Origin of the sequence: Arthrobacter sp. AQ5-05 (assembly GCF_003287975.1) — a bacterium.
In the GTDB taxonomy this organism is placed as follows: domain Bacteria; phylum Actinomycetota; class Actinomycetes; order Actinomycetales; family Micrococcaceae; genus Paeniglutamicibacter.
Genome location: NZ_QMKQ01000011.1, coordinates 1 through 16,766 on the forward strand (window position 1 = coordinate 1; position 16,766 = coordinate 16,766).

The 16,766-nt window shown below is 65.8% G+C and carries 18 protein-coding genes and 1 riboswitch; of the genes, 6 read left to right on the top strand and 12 right to left on the bottom strand.

The window, feature by feature from the left end; all coding sequences use genetic code 11:
- Positions 1 to 222: 222 nt before the first annotated feature.
- The gene (locus tag DQ353_RS11020; RefSeq protein ID WP_502696394.1) at positions 223 to 1,380 is read left to right on the top strand and encodes an IS701 family transposase; all 1,158 of its coding nucleotides are present in this window, start codon (positions 223 to 225) and stop codon (positions 1,378 to 1,380) included.
- 169 nt (positions 1,381 to 1,549) lie between these two features.
- Here DQ353_RS11020 and DQ353_RS11025 read toward each other — a convergent pair whose 3' ends face one another.
- Together DQ353_RS11025 and DQ353_RS11030 are read right to left on the bottom strand one after the other, a co-directional pair.
- Positions 1,550 to 2,197: a methyltransferase domain-containing protein gene (locus DQ353_RS11025; protein WP_113762809.1), complete on the bottom strand. Its 648-nt coding sequence runs from the start codon at positions 2,195 to 2,197 to the stop codon at positions 1,550 to 1,552.
- 33 nt (positions 2,198 to 2,230) lie between these two features.
- Entirely contained in the window at positions 2,231 to 2,782 is a 552-nt protein-coding gene (locus DQ353_RS11030; protein ID WP_113762810.1) for a histidine phosphatase family protein, read from the bottom strand.
- Positions 2,783 to 2,912: 130 nt separating this feature from the next.
- Positions 2,913 to 3,008: riboswitch (SAM riboswitch) on the top strand.
- A gap of 158 nt (positions 3,009 to 3,166) precedes the next feature.
- Between DQ353_RS11030 and DQ353_RS11035 the strand changes: the two genes are divergently transcribed.
- Positions 3,167 to 4,540, top strand: a complete 1,374-nt coding sequence (locus DQ353_RS11035) for an O-acetylhomoserine aminocarboxypropyltransferase/cysteine synthase family protein (RefSeq protein WP_113762811.1) — start codon at positions 3,167 to 3,169, stop codon at positions 4,538 to 4,540.
- Entirely contained in the window at positions 4,540 to 5,040 is a 501-nt protein-coding gene (locus tag DQ353_RS11040) for a CoA-binding protein (protein WP_113762812.1), read from the top strand. Before DQ353_RS11035 ends, DQ353_RS11040 begins: the two co-directional genes overlap by 1 nt.
- Before the next feature lie 63 nt (positions 5,041 to 5,103).
- Here DQ353_RS11040 and DQ353_RS11045 read toward each other — a convergent pair whose 3' ends face one another.
- From DQ353_RS11045 to DQ353_RS11055, 3 genes are all read right to left on the bottom strand, one after another.
- Complete coding sequence (locus tag DQ353_RS11045; protein ID WP_181578344.1) at positions 5,104 to 5,727, bottom strand: ArsR/SmtB family transcription factor; 624 nt, start codon at positions 5,725 to 5,727, stop codon at positions 5,104 to 5,106.
- A gap of 314 nt (positions 5,728 to 6,041) precedes the next feature.
- Complete coding sequence (locus DQ353_RS11050) at positions 6,042 to 6,497, bottom strand: hypothetical protein (protein WP_181578345.1); 456 nt, start codon at positions 6,495 to 6,497, stop codon at positions 6,042 to 6,044.
- 135 nt (positions 6,498 to 6,632) lie between these two features.
- The gene (locus tag DQ353_RS11055; RefSeq protein ID WP_113762815.1) at positions 6,633 to 7,412 is read right to left on the bottom strand and encodes a carbon-nitrogen hydrolase family protein; all 780 of its coding nucleotides are present in this window, start codon (positions 7,410 to 7,412) and stop codon (positions 6,633 to 6,635) included.
- 97 nt (positions 7,413 to 7,509) lie between these two features.
- Between DQ353_RS11055 and DQ353_RS11060 the strand changes: the two genes are divergently transcribed.
- Positions 7,510 to 9,138, top strand: coding sequence for an MFS transporter (locus tag DQ353_RS11060; protein WP_353616689.1), 1,629 nt, complete (start codon positions 7,510 to 7,512; stop codon positions 9,136 to 9,138).
- 81 nt (positions 9,139 to 9,219) lie between these two features.
- Here the strand turns inward: DQ353_RS11060 and DQ353_RS11065 are convergent, their stop codons facing one another.
- From DQ353_RS11065 to DQ353_RS11075, 3 genes are all read right to left on the bottom strand, one after another.
- A complete protein-coding gene (locus DQ353_RS11065; protein ID WP_113762816.1) occupies positions 9,220 to 10,509 on the bottom strand; it encodes an adenylosuccinate synthase in 1,290 nt (429 codons plus the stop codon).
- A gap of 169 nt (positions 10,510 to 10,678) precedes the next feature.
- A complete protein-coding gene (locus tag DQ353_RS11070) occupies positions 10,679 to 11,008 on the bottom strand; it encodes a hypothetical protein (RefSeq protein WP_113762817.1) in 330 nt (109 codons plus the stop codon).
- A gap of 107 nt (positions 11,009 to 11,115) precedes the next feature.
- A complete protein-coding gene (locus DQ353_RS11075) occupies positions 11,116 to 11,454 on the bottom strand; it encodes a hypothetical protein (protein ID WP_353616690.1) in 339 nt (112 codons plus the stop codon).
- A gap of 141 nt (positions 11,455 to 11,595) precedes the next feature.
- Between DQ353_RS11075 and DQ353_RS11080 the strand changes: the two genes are divergently transcribed.
- Positions 11,596 to 12,168: a TetR family transcriptional regulator gene (locus tag DQ353_RS11080; protein WP_113762819.1), complete on the top strand. Its 573-nt coding sequence runs from the start codon at positions 11,596 to 11,598 to the stop codon at positions 12,166 to 12,168.
- On the opposite strand, the gene DQ353_RS11085 is transcribed toward DQ353_RS11080, so the two are convergent.
- Both DQ353_RS11085 and kynU read right to left on the bottom strand, forming a co-directional pair.
- Positions 12,165 to 12,791 carry a thymidine kinase gene (locus tag DQ353_RS11085; RefSeq protein WP_113762820.1) on the bottom strand — a complete coding sequence of 209 codons (627 nt, stop codon included), beginning with the start codon at positions 12,789 to 12,791 and terminating at the stop codon, positions 12,165 to 12,167. The genes DQ353_RS11080 and DQ353_RS11085 overlap by 4 nt on opposite strands.
- A gap of 176 nt (positions 12,792 to 12,967) precedes the next feature.
- Positions 12,968 to 14,254, bottom strand: coding sequence for a kynureninase (gene kynU, locus DQ353_RS11090; protein WP_113762821.1), 1,287 nt, complete (start codon positions 14,252 to 14,254; stop codon positions 12,968 to 12,970).
- 146 nt (positions 14,255 to 14,400) lie between these two features.
- Here kynU and DQ353_RS11095 point away from each other — a divergent pair, with 146 nt between their 5' ends.
- The gene (locus DQ353_RS11095; RefSeq protein WP_113762822.1) at positions 14,401 to 14,901 is read left to right on the top strand and encodes an Lrp/AsnC family transcriptional regulator; all 501 of its coding nucleotides are present in this window, start codon (positions 14,401 to 14,403) and stop codon (positions 14,899 to 14,901) included.
- A gap of 28 nt (positions 14,902 to 14,929) precedes the next feature.
- Here the strand turns inward: DQ353_RS11095 and DQ353_RS11100 are convergent, their stop codons facing one another.
- Both DQ353_RS11100 and DQ353_RS11105 read right to left on the bottom strand, forming a co-directional pair.
- Positions 14,930 to 15,358: an SRPBCC family protein gene (locus DQ353_RS11100; RefSeq protein WP_113762823.1), complete on the bottom strand. Its 429-nt coding sequence runs from the start codon at positions 15,356 to 15,358 to the stop codon at positions 14,930 to 14,932.
- Between the two features lie 38 nt (positions 15,359 to 15,396).
- Positions 15,397 to 16,530, bottom strand: coding sequence for a hypothetical protein (locus DQ353_RS11105; protein WP_113762824.1), 1,134 nt, complete (start codon positions 16,528 to 16,530; stop codon positions 15,397 to 15,399).
- Positions 16,531 to 16,766 lie beyond the last annotated feature (236 nt).

Consider the following 16,766-nt stretch of genomic DNA (forward strand, 5'->3'; position numbering starts at 1 on the left):
GCAATGGAGGTCACTGGCCACGCGCTACGACAAGCTCGCGTTGACCTACCGCTCCGCGGTCGTGCTGCATGCAGTGCTCATCTGGAGCGCTGCAATCGTGGAATCAGCATAAGGAGACACGCCCTAGTACTACAGTCGCGGTTATTTTCGGGGCCATCGGCGGTTTAAACGGATTTTGGCCCCGAATCCTGTTAATCCTGACGGGTGAGCGATGATATTTGGGTGGCAGAAATACAGGAATGGGCCGAGGGCCTCGAGGAAATCCGGGAGTTGATCGGCGGCGAGTTCGCCCGCACCGAGCCGCGGAACAACGCGGTCAACTACATCCGCGGGCTGCTCTCGGACGAAGAACGGAAGAACTCCTGGACCCTGTCCGAGCGCGCCGGGCACGGCACCCCGGACGGGATGCAGCGGCTGCTCTCGACCACCGACTGGGACCCCGAGGCGGTGCGCGACGCCCTGTTCGGGTACGTGAAAAAGCACCTGGGCGACCCAGAGGGGATCCTGGCCATCGACGAGACCGGCTTCCTGAAAAAGGGCACCGCCTCGGCCGGGGTCGCCCGCCAGTACTCGGGCACCGCCGGGAGGGTGGAAAACTGCCAGATCGGCGTGTTCCTCACCTACGCCTCACCGGCCGGCCGCACGTTCCTGGACCGGGAGCTCTACCTGCCCAAGGCCTGGATGGATGACCCGGAGCGCTGCAGGCGCGCCGGCATCCCCGCATCCCGGGAGATGGCCACCAAGCCGGTGCTGGCCGCCGAGATGATCGAGCGCGCCCTGGACGCCGGGATCGAGGCCGCATGGACCACCGGGGACGCGGTCTACGGGCAGCATTCCGGGCTGCGCCGCCGGCTGGAGGCCCGCGGCATGCACTACGTCATGGCGGTGCCCATGAACCAGCGCGCCATCGTCCCGGCCCCCGGCACCCTCGGCGTCGAGGGGCGCGCGGATCAGCTCTTCGCCGCCCTGGACGGGCGCGCCTGGCGCACCCGCACCGCCGGCACCGGCACCGCCGGCACCGGCACCAAGGGCGAACGCCTCTACGCCTGGTCGCGGATCCGCATCAACGGGCCCGCCGAGACCGGCGAGCACTGGCTGCTGGCCCGCCGCTCCCTGAAGGACCCCGCCGACCTGGCCTACTTCATCTGCCACGCGCCGGAAAACACCACGCTGATCGAGTTGGCCCGGGTCGCCGGGGCCCGCTGGGCCATCGAGGAAACCTTCCAGACCTCGAAGGGCGAAACCGGACTCGACCACTACCAGGTCCGCCAATACACCGGCTGGTACCGGCACATCACCCTGTCCATGTTCGCCCACGCCTTCCTGAGCGTCATCCGCTCAAAAAAGGGGGCCCACACCCGGGTTCCGGACAGCTGGTAAGGCTCTCCCTGCCCGAAATCAGGCACCTCATCACCCGCATCGCCTGGCACCGGCAACCGGACCCCCGCCACGTCATCCGCTGCTCGCTCTGGCGCCGAAAGCACCAGCACCGGGCACAGCTATGCCACTACAGGGCCCGCAGCCACACCCTGCAAACGCGACTGTAGTACTAGAGCGAAATCTCCACATAGCCCATGGCCCCGCGGCGTGTCACGGCGACCTGTCCAAGCCCGGCCTCCCGCACCTCGTCAAAGAGCTCGGCAGCCGTGCGCGCCACCGCGATGTCGCCGTGCGCCTTCAACAGGCCCAGGTAGGCGTTGGACCGTCTCGGGCCCTTGACCAGCGAGGCCAGGAACAATTTGCCGTGATCCTCCAGCTGCCGACCCAACGCACCGACGGTGGCCGCGACGTCCGGGACCAGGTGCAACAGCCCCAGCCCCAGGATCGTCTCGTAGCGCCGGTCCTGAGGCGGTTCAAGCATGTCCCGGCATTCCAGGGTGATCCGCTCCGGCAGGGCCCCGCCGGCCGCCTCGGCAATGGCGTGCCCGGCCAGCTTGAGCATCGGCGCACTCATGTCCACCAGCGTCGTTCTCCGGGCGCTGGCCACGTGAAGGGCCGCAGTGGCCTGCGCCGTGCCGACGGCCACCTCCAGCATCGGGCCGGTTCCCGAGCCGATTGCCCGGGCCGCAAAGGCGGTGTATTGCCGGGGATCTGCACCCCAGAACACCTGGTTGTACAGCCTTGAGCCGACCATCGTGTCATAGGCACGCGCAAAGCGCGCATAGTATTCGGGTTCCCCAAAAAACGTTCCGTTCATGCACACATGGTGCGCCCGCCGGAGCGGTCTTTTCTAGTGCACGGCCTCGCGGAAATGCTCGCACAGCTTGTGCACGTCGACGTGCACGACTTCGCCGTTGCGCATGATGGGGCGGCTGGGTCCGCCGCTGATGGTGTCGAGGGCCAGGCGGATCAGTGTTCCGTGGGCCACCGCGATGATGTTCCGGCCCTCGTGGCGCTGGATCAGTTCGTGCAGCACTGCCAGGCCGCGGGTTGCCACCGCGTCCTCGGGTTCGGCCGATTGCAGCAGCTGGTCGATCCTCTCGCGCGGCAGGTGGCGGACCAACTCGCCCTCGGCCTGCCCGTAGTTGCGTTCCTGCAGGCCATCGAGCTTTTCGGTCAGCGCGAGACCCAGGTTCTGCCCGATCAGCTCCGCGGTCTCGACGGCACGTTCGAGCGACGAGGAGACCAGCACGTCCCAGGACCCGGAGCCGAGTTCCTGGCCCACGACGTGGGCCTGTTCGCGGCCCAGGTCGTTGAGCGGAATATCCGTTTGCCCCTGGAGGCGGCCCTCGGCGTTCCAGGCGGTCTCACCGTGCCGAACCAAAACCAATGTTGCACTCATGCCCCAAGCCTACCGGGCGCGGTTTACCGGTAGATCCGGATGCAGGATCTTCGATTTGCCTCCCTGCGCCCGCAACCTAAGCTCACATTCTTTGGCCGCGGGCGGTTTTCTTGCCACAATGGATGGCAGACCACCATCCCGAGCGGCCGAGAGATCTGGTTCAGTGACGCCGCAGCAACCTTCCACACTCCGGTGGACCAGGTGCTACCGCCAGAAACGATGGAGAGCGCGCAAGCAATCTTTGGGAGTGCCGGGCCCCCGCCACGGCATCGACCCTGCATTGACCCCGGGAAAACCACGCAACACAGTCCCACCCCCTCAGGGCATGGCATCCACTGGCAGTGGAATGCCGCGCCCGCACATGCAAGGAGTCAGCCACCGATCATGGCCGAACATCAATTTGGATTCCGCACGCGCGCACTGCACGCCGGCGGCACCCCGGACGCCGAGCACGGCTCGCGTGCCGTGCCGATCTACCAGACCACCTCGTTTGTCTTCAAGGACTCCGACGACGCCGCGAACCTGTTTGCGCTGCAAAAGTACGGCAACATCTACTCGCGCATCGGCAACCCAACGGTTGCGGCATTCGAGGAGCGCATCGCGTCCCTCGAGGGCGGCATCGGCGCGGTGGCCACCGGCTCGGGCATGGCAGCCGAGTTCATCACCTTCGCCGCGCTGGCCGGCGCCGGGGACCACATCGTGGCCTCCTCGAAACTCTATGGCGGCACCATCACGCAGCTTGACGTGACCCTGCGCCGCTTCGGCGTCGAGACCACCTTCATCGACTCCACTGATCCGGCGGAATTCGCCGCGGCAATCCGGGAGAACACCAAGGCGATCTACACCGAGGTCGTCGCCAACCCCTCGGGCGACATCGCCGACCTCAAGGGCCTGGCCGAGGTCGCCCACGCGGCGGGCCTGCCACTGGTGGTCGACTCGACGTTGACCCCGCCATACCTGCTGCGCCCGATCGAGCACGGCGCGGACATCGTGATCCACTCGGCCACCAAGTTCCTCGGTGGGCACGGCACCACCCTGGGCGGCGTCGTGGTGGAGGCCGGAACCTTCAACTGGGGCAACGGCAAGTTCCCGACCATGACCGAACCGGTGGCCTCCTACGGCAACGTCTCCTGGTGGGACAACTTCGGCGAGTACGGTTTCCTGACCAAGCTGCGTTCCGAGCAGTTGCGCGACATCGGGCCGGCACTTCCGGCGCAGTCCGCGTTCCAGTTGCTGCAGGGCGTCGAGACCCTGCCCCAGCGCATGGACTCGCACCTTTCCAATGCCAAGGCCGTGGCTCAATGGCTGGATAACGACCCGCGCATCTCCTACGTGAACTTTGCCGGCTTGCCCTCCCACCCGCACTTCGAGCGCGCCAAGGAGCTGCTGCCCCTGGGCGTCGGCTCGGTGTTCAGCTTCGGCGTCAAGGGCGGCCGCGCCGCCGGCACCGCCTTCATCGAGGCGCTGCAGCTGGCCAGCCACCTGGCCAACATCGGGGATGTGCGCACCCTGGTGCTGCACCCGGCCTCCACCACGCACCAGCAGCTGAGCACCGAGCAGCTGGCTGCCGCGGGTGTTCCCGAGGACCTGATCCGCTTCTCGGTGGGCCTCGAGGACCTCGAGGACATCCTCTGGGACCTTGACCAGGCACTGACCGCCTCGCAGCAGGTGTCCAATGCTTCGGCCGAGGAAACCTACGACGGGGCGGCCTGCTCCATCGACGCCGCCCGCGCGGCCGCCGTGACGGGAGCCAAGTAATGGGCAACGCACTCGAGACCCGCAACTGGGTCGGCCCGAACGCGGCCGAGCGCCTGGAGATCCTGCGCAACACCAAGTCGATCGCGATCGTTGGCGCCTCCAACAAACCCTCGCGCGCCAGCTACTTCGTGGCCACCTACCTGCTGTCCTCCTCCAAGTACAAGGTCTACTTCGTAAACCCGGTGCTCGATGAGATCCTTGGCCAGCCGGTCTACAAGTCCCTGGCGGACCTGCCCGAGACCCCGGATTTGGTCGAGGTCTTCCGCAAGCACGACGATTTGCCCGGCGTGCTGGACGAGTCGATCGCTGTGGGCGCCAAGACCCTGTGGCTGCAGCTGGGCTCCTGGCACGAGGAGGTCGCGGCGAAGGCCGAGGCCAACGGCTTGGACGTGGTCATGGACCGCTGCGTGAAGATCGAGCACGCCCGCTTCCACGGCGGGCTGCGCCTGGCCGGGTTCAACACCGGCGTCATCTCCTCCAAGCGCCAGCTGCTCGCCTAGCAAGGCAACCGGCACGAAGGGTCCGGGTCCGAAACCATCTGGTTCTGGACCCGGGCCCTTCGTTCATGGAAGGAACACCGGCCGTTGGCGCAGACCCGGCAGGTCCTCGCGGGCCATGACCATCGAGAAATTCCACAGCTTGCGCTCGGTGCCGTCTCCTGCCGCGGCAATGCTCCGTCCCTTGGTCCGGCGCAGCAGTTCCAGGACGCCCTGCTCAAGCTCTTCGACTTCCCCGGCATTGAGCATCAGGCTCGAGATGTCCAGCAGGGCCCGGGCCTCGGGCTCGGAGCCGTTGGCGTATTTGGTGCCCCAGTCGACCACGGCCCGCAGTTGCCTGATTTGGTCTTCGGCCTCCTGCCCCAGGTAGGCCTGCAGCGCCAGGGCGTCGTCGCTCCGGCTTGGCCGGCCCGGCGAGCCCACGCTCAGCCCGCCGGGCACCGCGCGCCAGACCCTGTCCCGCTTGTCCCGGGCCAGTTCGGGGGCGTCCTCGATGATGCGGGCCTCGGCCAGCACCCGCAGGTGGAAGCTCAGCGAATTGGCCGGCACGCCCAGGCGCACGGCCAGGTCTGTGGCGCGGGCGGCCTCCACGGCGGAAAGCTCGGCCAGGATTCGGCGGCGCAGCGGGTTGGCCATGGCCTTGAGCATGGGCGTGGTCATCGTGGTGCGATCGGGCTGCCTGGAGAACATCGCGCAGCAACGCCCCCTCCCCCTGTGGCGCGACCGGCAGTACCTGTTGTGGCTGGGTTCCGACACCGGCTCGGCCTTGCTGGGCATGGCAGCGGTTCCGCTGGCACCGTTGATTGCAGGATTCGGCTATCCGGCGTGGGGCTGGTCGGGCCTGCTGGCATGCTGCGCGGGGATCTGCGTGTTCGCCACCGTCCTGGCCGTGGCGAACCGGCCCCTGCGCACCCTGCCCGTCCAGGCGGACCGGGCAGGGCACGCGGCGGTCCACACGAATACCGGCACCAAGGCCCCGGCTTCGAGGCGCCAGGCGTTCCGGCCTACCAGTCGGCGTCTTCGTCGTCGTCGGCCTCGGAAATCCCCAGGTCCGGCTGCTGGTTCGAATCGAATTCGGCCCAGGCCTCGGCAAAGCCGAGGATGTCCTCGAGCGCCTCTTCCTCTTCGTCCTCGAGCAGCTCCAGGGCCTCCGGAGTGTCAAGAATGGTGCCGATGGCCGATGCGGGGTGCTCCTCGAAGTAGTCGACAGGTGAGTACTCGGCGTTGAAGGTCAAGTCCTTGCTCTGCCCATACAGGTCGATGAACGCCCGCACTGCCTGGGGAACCCGGGCCAGGTCCAGGCCCGACAAGGAGTCGTTGTAGGCCTGCGCCGTCGCCTCGGCCCATTCCTCGATGATCGCTTCATTCATTTGCGAGTTGCTGTTGCCCACTGCCTTTTCCTGCCTGTTCGGAGATACTTCGAGCACCAATAGTAATGGGCGGAACCCGGGTGCGTACATGCCGAAAATGTGACGTTCGCCCGGGCCCGGCACGCGCCGCGGCCGGGGCGCAGCACCGGGCGCCCACGACGGCAAAAAGGGAGCCGGCGCGGGACGCCCGTCGGGCTTCCCGCGCCGGCTACCGGCAAGGTGGTGCTACAGTCGCCGGTTGGCCAGCACCGGCAGGAACTCGCGCACCTCGTCGATGCGGCGGCGGGTGACATCGGTGGTCACCAGGCCCTCGGAGTCCTCGCCCAGGTACTCGATCGGGACACCCATCGGGTCCAGGATCGCGGAATGGCCAATGGTGTGGCTGGAACTGGTTCCTGCCGCGGCGACCCACACCGTGTTCTCGATGGCACGGGCCCGCAACAGGGTTTCCCAGTGCTCGATCTTGTGCTCGCCCTTGAACCAGGCGGCGGGCACGAGCAAGAGCTCGGCCCCCTCGGTGGCCAACCGGCGGGCAACCTCCGGGAAACGCAGGTCGTAACAGGTCAGCACGCCGACCTTCAGGCCGCCGATGTCAAAGATGGGAACCTGTCCCACATCCCCGGCCTTGATGGACCTGGATTCCTGGTAGGAGAAGGCATCGTAGAGGTGGATCTTGCGGTAAGTGCCCAGGATCGAGCCGTCGGCCCCCAGCACCACCAGGGTGTTGTACGGGCGGTCGTCGCCGCTTTGCTCGTACCCGCCGGCCACGATGGCGATGCCATGTTCTGCCGCCAGGAAGGACAGCTGCTGGACGAACGTGGTCCAGTTCCCTTCGATGGCCGCGTTCAGCGGGCCGGTCACCTGGGATATGGCGAGCATGGCCTCCTCGGGGAACAGCACCAATTCGGAGTCCTCGGCCTTCGCCTTGGCGACCAGGTTTCCCATGGTCTTCAAGTTCTCGTTGACGGACCCGGTGGGGGCGAACTGTCCAACGCTGACCTTCATGGCGATTCCCTTCGTCGCTGAGTGCTTCCATCCAGCGTAACGACAATCGCCCATACGGTGGATCCGTCACCGCCGATTTCGCCATAGCCTGAGGAATGTGACGAGAAAACAAGGCAATAAGTGGTTTACGCTGGCGGTGCTGGCCGGGGCCCTGGCCATGATTGTGCTCGATGGCACGATCGTCGGGGTCTCCCTGCCGGCCATGATCCAGGACCTGGACATGGATCTGACCCAGGCCCAGTGGGTCAATTCCCTCTATGCCGTGGTGCTGGCGGCGCTGCTGATGACCGCCGGCCGGCTCGGCGACAGGATCGGACGCCGCAGGTTGCTGGCCCTGGGCGTCGGGCTCTTCGTGCTCGGCAGTCTTTCGGCAGCTCTTGCCACAGGACCTGGCACGCTGATCGCCTCGCGCGCGCTGCAGGGCATCGGTGGTGCCGCCGTGTTGCCGTCCACGCTTTCGAGCATGAACTCGCTCTTCCGCGGCAAGGAACGGGCTGCGGCCTTCGGCCTGTGGGGCGCCGTCATGTCGGGTGCCGCAGCCATCGGCCCATTGGCCGGCGGCGCCTTCACCACCTATCTGGACTGGCGGTGGATCTTCTGGGTCAACCTGCCCCTGGGCATTCTGGTGATCCTGGGCATCTGGCGTTTTGTCCCGGAAACGACCAACGCTGCCGGGGGTCGCGGTGCCGACCTCCTGGGCGTGCTGCTCAGCGCGGTCGGGTTCGGATTGCTGGTCTTTGCGCTCATCGAGGGTCCAAGCTGGGGCTGGTGGATCCCGCGCTCGGAGGTGGACTTCGGGCCGCTGCAGTGGCCGGCCGATGCGGCCGTTTCGCTGATCCCGCTGCTGGGGCTCGCGGCCCTCGCATCCCTGGCCGCGTTCATTGGCTGGGAGCTGCGCCGCGCCAGGACGGGCAAAAGCACGCTGCTGGACCTCTCGCTCTTCACCTACCCAACGTTTTCCTGGGGCAACGCCACCGCCACGATGGTCGCCATGGGAGAGTTCGGGCTGTTGTTGGTGCTGCCGCTATACCTGATCAACGTGCTGGGCACCGACCCCATGGGCGCAGGGCTCATCCTCGCCGGCATGGCCGCCGGTGCATTCCTCTCCGGGGCATTGGCCCGCCGTCTGGCCGAGGCCCTGGGTGCAGACCGCGTGGTGGTGCTGGGGCTGGGCATGGAAATCACCGGTGTGGCGGCCCTGCTGTTCGTGCTGGGGGCCGGGGCCCCGCTGCTGCCGCTGGTGGGCTCCCTGGTGTTCTACGGGCTGGGCCTGGGGTTGGCCTCCGCCCAGCTGACCAGCACCGTGTTGCGCGACATTCCCACCGGGGCCTCGGGCCAGGGCTCGGCAACCCAGAGCACCGTGCGGCAGCTGGGCGCCGGATTCGGCGCGGCCATTGCCGGCAGCGTGCTGGCCGTGGCCACCACGCATGCCGCCACCACCAATCTGGCGGCCCTTGCCCTGCCCGGCCTCGACGCCGGTGACTGGGCGCGGAAGCTCAGCGATTCGGCCGGTGGGCTGATCCCGCTCATCCAGCACGGCAACGCCGGTGCGGCCTTCGGGCCACACGCCGCGCAGGTCGCCGGGGCCATGTCGGAGGCATTCACCTCGGGCGTCCAGGCGGCCATGGTTGCCGCCGCCATCTGCCTGGCCATTGGCTGGGTCGGTTCGTTGCAGCTCAGCCGCGCAGCCCGGCGCGCGCAGCTGGTTCGCGCAACGGACCACTGAGCAAACGCCAAGGGCGTGGTTCCCGCACCGGCTGGAGGTCATCCTGCCGGTGCGGGAACCACGCCCCCTTGTGTGTGGAACCTAGTCGTTGATCAGGTCGTGGCGGACGATGGTCTGCTCACGATCCGGTCCGACGCCGATGGCGGAGAAGCGGGTCCCGCTCATGGCCTCGAGGGCCAGCACGTAGTTGCGTGCATTCTCCGGAAGGTCCTCCATGGTGCGGGCCGTGGTGATGTCCTCGGTCCAGCCGTCGAAGTACTCGAAGATCGGCTTGGCGTGGTGGAAATCGGTCTGCGTCATCGGCATTTCGTCGTGGCGCACCCCGTCCACGTCGTAGGCCACGCACACCGGGATCTTCTCGATGTTGGACAGCACGTCGAGCTTGGTGACGAAGTAGTCGGTGAAGCCGTTCACGCGCGAGGCGTGGCGGGCCAGGACCGCGTCGTACCAGCCGCAGCGGCGCGGGCGGCCGGTGTTCACGCCGAATTCGCCGCCGGTCTTCTGCAGGTATTCGCCCATCTCGTCAAAGAGCTCCGTGGGGAACGGGCCGGCACCCACGCGGGTGGTGTAGGCCTTGATGATGCCGATCGATCGGCTGATGCGGGTCGGGCCGATGCCCGAGCCCACCGACGCGCCGCCGGCGGTCGGGTTCGACGAGGTGACGAACGGGTAGGTGCCGTGGTCCACGTCCAGGAACGTGGCCTGGCCGCCCTCCATGAGCACGACCTTCCCGGCATCCAGGGCGTTGTTCAGCTCGAGGGTCGCATCGATCACCAATGGGCGCAGGCGCTCGGCGTAGGAGAGGAAGTACTCGACGATTTCCTCGACCTCGACGTTGCGGCGGTTGTAGACCTTGACCAGCAGCTCGTTCTTCTGGCGCAGTGCACCCTCGACCTTCTGGCGCAGGATGGATTCGTCGAAGACGTCCTGCACCCGGATGCCGAGGCGGCCGATCTTGTCCATGTATGCCGGGCCGATGCCGCGCCCGGTGGTGCCGATGGCGCGCTTGCCCAGGAAGCGTTCGGTGACCTTGTCCATGGTCTGGTGGTACGGGGCGACCAGGTGTGCGTTGGCCGAGACCCGCAGCTTCGAGGTGTCCGCACCGCGGGCTTCGAGCCCGTCGATCTCTTCAAAGAGCGCTTCGAGGTTCACGACGCAGCCGTTGCCGATGATCGGGATGGCATTTGGCGAAAGAATACCGGCGGGAAGGAGCTTGAGCTCATACTTTTCACCGCCAACGACGACTGTATGGCCGGCGTTGTTGCCGCCGTTTGGCTTCACAACATAGTCGACCTGGCCACCCAAAAGGTCTGTGGCCTTGCCTTTGCCTTCGTCGCCCCACTGGGCTCCGACGATCACGATTGCTGGCATGGGATCCTCCCCCTTGCTCGATTCAGCGCGGCCGGCACATGGTGCCGGGTCCCGGCGGTGCCGGGCGCAGAAATGCCCCTCGCTCTTCGATTGGCCCAAGCAGGATCAGGAAGAACAGTAAGGGGCTCTTACGTCACGAGTTTACCCGATGAAGGATCAATGGGTGGATTTATGCTTCCTTGGGCTCGTCCTCTGCCTCGATCGCCGCAGTTAATGCGGCCCGCACCAATGTTTCCCAGTGGGCAATCGAACTTTCGGGAACCGACACCCAGTCGCGGAAGGGCCGCCCCTGCCCCGAGGGGTCGAAAAGGGCCGCCCCGGGATAGGCCATGGCCGTGCGCATGGCTTCGCTGTCGCGCCCGACCTTGAATCCCATGGTGTCCGCGAGCAGGCAGGCAATCGCCTTGGATTCGTACTTCAAGGCGTCTTTGCCAAACATCTTTCCAGCAACCACTCCCTCGCCGAGCAGTGCACGGGTGAGCCGCTGAAACTCGTTCATTGCTTCTGGTGTCGGAAATTGCATACTCATGCCCCCATCAAACCCCGCCATTGCCCCTCGCGTCGAGGGGATGGCGTGTAAAGATTCCCGGTGGAAGCAAAAAGCGGCTATTCCTTCCTGGCTGCCTGGCGCTGGTTGCGCTTTTCCCTCAGCCACCAGAACGGGAGCAGGAACGTCCCCGGCGCGCTGGCAAGCCGGACCAGCAGCGTACCCAGCACCCAGGTGCTCACCCCGGTGATGTGCAAGCCGCCGGGGAAGAGCTGGGCGGTGAAGAGCGCCAGTGCTGTGGCAAGCAATCCCACCCCACCCAGGAACACGGAGGCGTAGCGCTTGGCCATGGTTGCGACAAACGGGGTGATGACCGACTGCGCCACGGTGAACACCAGCACGGCAACAACGAACCCGGACACCTGGATGTTGAATCCATCCAGGATCCAGCTTGTCACGAGGAGTCCCGGCATCAAGGAAACCAAAAGGATAACGAGCCTAGTCAGGACGCGAATCATGGTTCCGAGCGCACGGCCGGCGACAGGCGCGGCACAGCTCTGCCGGGCACAGTTCCCCACTGCGCCGCCTAGACTTGGACCATGGCCCTGACGCGTGAACAACTTATCGATGCCGCGGTCGGCATTCTCTCCGAATTCGGCCTGGCCGACCTGTCCATGCGTCGACTGGCCCGGGAACTCGATGTCCAGGTAGGGGCGCTGTACTGGCATGTGAAGTCCAAGCAGGAACTGCTCGTGGACGTCGCGGCCAAGCTCCTGGATGCGGTGCCCCGGCCAACGACCCCGACCCCGGCATTGGCACCCTTGTCGATCGCCGCGCTGCTGCGCCGGCTGCGCAGCGCGTTGATCGCCGTGCCGGACTCTGCCGAGGTCATGCAGCTGGCCCAGTCCATGCGGCCGGAATCGTTGGACCCGATGGGTTGGTTGTTGGAATTCCTGCAGATCGCAGGTGTCCCGCAGGGCGATGCGACCTACGCCCGCCACGTGCTGGTCAACCATTTGCTGGGGTCGATTGCCTCCCATCAGGAAGCGGTGGCGCTTTCGGCCGGGGCGGAGCCGGATACGGTGTCAACCGAGTGGGAAGAGTCGGCCTTTGACTACGGGGTGCGGGTGATCCTGCAGGGCCTGGCCCTGGAACACCCGGCAGTCGTTTAACTGCCCAATCGTCCGTTCGAGGCCTCAAGGTAGCAGGCGCCGCACAGCGACTCGTACCAAACCTCGTCCCCGTCGATGGCCACCTGGTCGCCGTCGAAGATGATCTGGGCGCCGATGCGCCGGGTGTTGAACACCGCTTTCCTGCCGCAGCGGCAAATGGTCTTGAGCTCCTCAAGGCTGTGCGCGATTTCCAGCAGGCGCCGCGATCCGGGAAACGCGTGGGTGCGGAAGTCCGAGCGGATCCCGTAGGCAAGCACCGGGACGTTGTCCAGGATGGCTATGCGAAACAGGTCATCGACCTGCTCCGGAGTCAGGAACTGGGCCTCGTCAACCAGCAGGCACGCCACCGGCGGGGCATCCACGTGCTGGACCAACGCGTCGGGGTCGTCGCCCGCCGCCTGCCGGGCGAAGAGTTCCCGGATGTCCGCAGCCGGGGGGATCAGGAAATCCACGTCTCGGCTCATGCCCAGACGGGACACGATGCGGGAGTCGCCCTTGGTGTCGGCCCCCGGCTTCGCCAACAGGACCCGCTGCCCGCGCTCCTCGTAATTGAACGCGGTCTGGAGCAATCCCGTGGATTTGCCGGAATTCATTGCCCCATAACGGAAATACAGCTTCGCCACATCGGTCCTTTCGAGTTGGGCATCGTGGAAGATTCTATGCGCTGAACCGTTCACCCACGGACCGTCCGGAGTGGGCAGCGCACGCAAATGTCCCGGCGACCGGGGACTCTGCGGTCCCCGGGCACCGGGACATCACGGCCGCGGCGCCGGCCAAAAGGCGGGCACCGGCGATGCTTCTAGGTCACGGCGTGGCGCGTGCGGTAGGCCGACACGTCCCAGGAACGGGTCTCCAGGACGTCGCGCAGGATCTCCACGGCATCCCAGATATCGGTGTAGGAAAGGTACAGCGGTGTGAGGCCAAAGCGCAGCACCTCGGGTTCACGGTAATCGCCGATGACACCGCGGTCGGTCAGCGCCTGGATGATCGCGTAGCCCTCGGGGTGGCGGAAGCTGACGTGGCTGCCGCGCTCGGCATGGATCTCGGAGGTGACCAGCTCGAGCCCGAACCCGCCGCAGCGCTCGCGCACCAGGGCGATGAACAGGTCGGCCAGCGCGAGGGACTTGGCGCGCACCAGCTCGATGTCTGCCTCCAGTGCCACGTCCAGCCCGCACTCGACCATGGCCATGGAAGTGATGGGCTGGGTGCCGCACAAGAAACGGCGCACGTCGTTGGCAGCGGTGTAGCTGTCGGCCATCTCGAACGGTGCCGCATGGGACCACCACCCGGTCAGCGGTTGCCAGAATCGGCCCTGGTGGCGCCCATTGACCCAGATGAATGCCGGAGAGCCCGGTCCGCCGTTGAGGTACTTGTAGGTGCAGCCCACGGCATAGTCGGCGTCGGCGCCGTTGAGGTCCACCGGCACGGCCCCTGCCGCATGGGCAAGGTCCCAGATGACCAGGGCACCGGCCGCATGTGCTGCGGCGGTGACCGCATCCATGTCCCACATGGCGCCGGTGCGGTAGTTGACGTGGGAAAGGGCAAGCACCGCCACCGAGTCGTCCAGGGCCTGCTCCAGGGTCAGGTTCTCGTCGATCAGGCGCACTTCGTAGTGCCCGCTGGTTTCGGCGTTGACCGAGTTCAGGAAGTCGCTGATCCCTTCGGCAATGTAGATGTCGGTGGGGAAGTTGTCGCGTTCGGTCAGGATCACGCGCCGTTCCGGGGCATCCTGCTGCTGGATGCGCACCGCCGAGGCCAGCGCCTTGAACAGGTTCAGGCTGGTGGTGTCGGTGACGACGGTTTCGCCGTCGTTTCCGCCGATGATCCGGGCCAGCTTGTCTCCCAGCCTGCTGGGCATTTCAAACCAGCCGGCGGTGTTCCAGGAACGGATCAGGCCGTGGGCCCATTCGTTGTTGATGACCTCGGCCGCACGTTCGGCGGCACCAAGCGGCAGCGGACCCAGTGAGTTTCCATCGAGGTAGATCAACCCCTCGGGGAGGAAGAAGCGATCCTTGAACGAGGCCAACGGGTCCGTTGCATCCGCTGCCTGGAGACTTGCACGGTCCGTTTGGATGGGAGTGCTCATGGTGGGGTTCGATGGCCTTTCTGGAGTGCGTGCCGGGAGCCCCTGCCCTCGCTCGGTGAACGACGACGGGGAATGCCCATCATAGAATTATTCGTGGTGCACTAGATAGAGCCCTGAACAAGTGCCCAAGAACTCGGGAGTTTTTCGTGCTAAATTCTGGTTCCATCAGAAACCATGCCGGCTGGCAGAATGCTGTTCGCCTCGATGATGTCGACCTGCGGATCCTTCGCGAGCTCAGCGCAGACGCGCGCATGCCCAACAACCTTCTGGCCTCGCGCGCAGGGGTCGCCCCGTCCACGTGCCTGGGCCGCGTCCGTGCGCTGCAGGATGCAGGGGTGATCCGCGGGTTCCATGCCGATATCGATCCGGCCAAGCTGGGCCTGCGCATTGCCGCCATGGTTTCGGTGGTGGTGCGCTCCGAGGCACGCAACGCCATGCTGGAATCGGCACGCACCCTGCGCGGGCTTCCCGAGGTCCAGGACGTGTTTGTGCTTGGCGGGACACCGGACATCCTGGTTCACGTCGTCACCGGTTCCATCGAGTCGCTGCGGGATTTCGTGGCCGAGAACCTCGGGGCAAACCCCGCCTTCTCCTCGACGCAAACCAACATCGTCTTCGAGCATCTTTCCGCGGCCAACCTCGACTGACAGGTGCCGGGCGAGACCCGGCCCTTCGCTACGGGGCTGCCTCCGCGTAGGAACGCAACGACTTCAAGGTACCGGCCTCGGAACCTGCGATGGCGGAAAGCAGGTCCCCGACCTCGTCCCGCAATTCCTCGGCTGCGTCCACGCTGATGGTCAACCGCACGCGCGTTTGCTCGGATTCCTCGGTGAGCTCATAGCGGTAAAGCACGCTGATGTCTCCGCCGCCGGAGGACAGGGCAATGACCTGATCTTCGTGCAGCTCCGTGATGAGCAGCTGGCGTTCGTGGGTCCCGGAGCGGTAGTCGAGCACGGCACCGGGGCTGGTGAGTTGTTCCGGTTCCATGGAGTCGACGCCGGGCATCCATTTCGGGGCCGCAACCCAGTCGGTGAGCAGTTCCCACACCCGTGTCACCGAGAGGTGAATCAGCTCTTGAGTATCCAAAGCCTGAAACTGTGTCATAGCCGAATCGTGTCACGCACCGGTCCAAAAGGAAACGCTTAATGGGCCCGCGGCTTCCTGCGCATGCGCAATGCGGCGGCGCCAAGGAGGAGCAATGCGGCACCTGCCCCGGCGTAGACCAGTACACCGCCGGACCCGGTCTCGGCCAGATCCCCGGTCCGTGAACTCACGACCGGCTTGAGGACCGCCTTGACGAGCGGCTTCTTGTCCAGGACCGGCTTGGTGACAGTTCCGGCGGGTTTGATTTCGGGCTTGGGGGTTTCGTCGGGCTCCGTCGGTTCCGGCGTTGCTGACGGTTGGGGCGACTCCGATTCCTTCGGATCGAGGATCCCGGCATCCACCTTGCCGTTCTCGATCAGTACGAACACGATCTCCTCAAAAGCTTCCTGGGCGGCGGCTTCATTGCCATCGAACATCCACAGCAAGTGCCCGTACAGCGCATCAAGGTCCGATTCCCGGCCGTGCTCCACGAGTCCTGCAACGATGGAATCGAGTTCCTGGAACGCTGGCTCGTTCTCGAGCTCTTGGGCGATCTGCGCGACGAAGTCCTCCCACTCGGCATCGGACCAGTTTTCCGCGCCTTCGGGTATTTCGATTCCTTCAAGCCACCATGGCAGGTCAACTAGCCCACCCTCAGGCTCGGTGGCACCGACTCCGTTGCTTTCGAGAACTCCGGATTCCTCTGCCTGCGCGGATGCCGGCCCGGGGATCGTCGATTCCGTGACCGACTCCGTTACGAGAACCGAGGTGTCTTCCGGATCGGTGGCGGTGATCGAACCGGTGCCTTGGGTTTCAGCGACGGCCACGCCGTCGGGGGTCTCGGCCGTGTCGCGTTCGGGCGGAACTAGTGTTTGAGGCGGTTCCGATGCCGAATTGCTGCCCGGGGAAGCCTGCTGGGCATCGACCGACGCTTCGCCTTGAACGGGTGCGACGCCAACAATTTCCGAGTTCTCTGTAGCAGCAACACCTAGGTCCGGTTTGGCCGTCGGACTCGGTTCTTCATCGGCGGGTTCAGCAACGGGCACGGCGGGTTCTTGAATGCCTTCGGTCACCGCGGCTTGCGTTGTTTCAGCCTTGCCCTCGAGGATCTGTGCTTCCACGGGGGCGGAGCCGAGCAGCAACCCGGAGGCCACCGCGGTGGTGAGCAGGGCGGTGCGGAGACTCTTTGCCATTTGTGTGTTCCTGTCCCAGGCCCAATGCGGTGAAAGCAGGAATCAACACCAAGAAACAAGCGGTCAGATCCCTATTGAAGTGTGGTGCGACAACGACGTTGAGGATCAATCTATGGCACCGCACGGGTTTCCACCAGTCACAATTCGGCAACGGCTTCAAAGGGGCTCGGCCAGGGGATTCCGGCTCGAGAAAGTCGGTTCGTCACCGAAGAAAACCCTGAAGAACCCGGCGAATC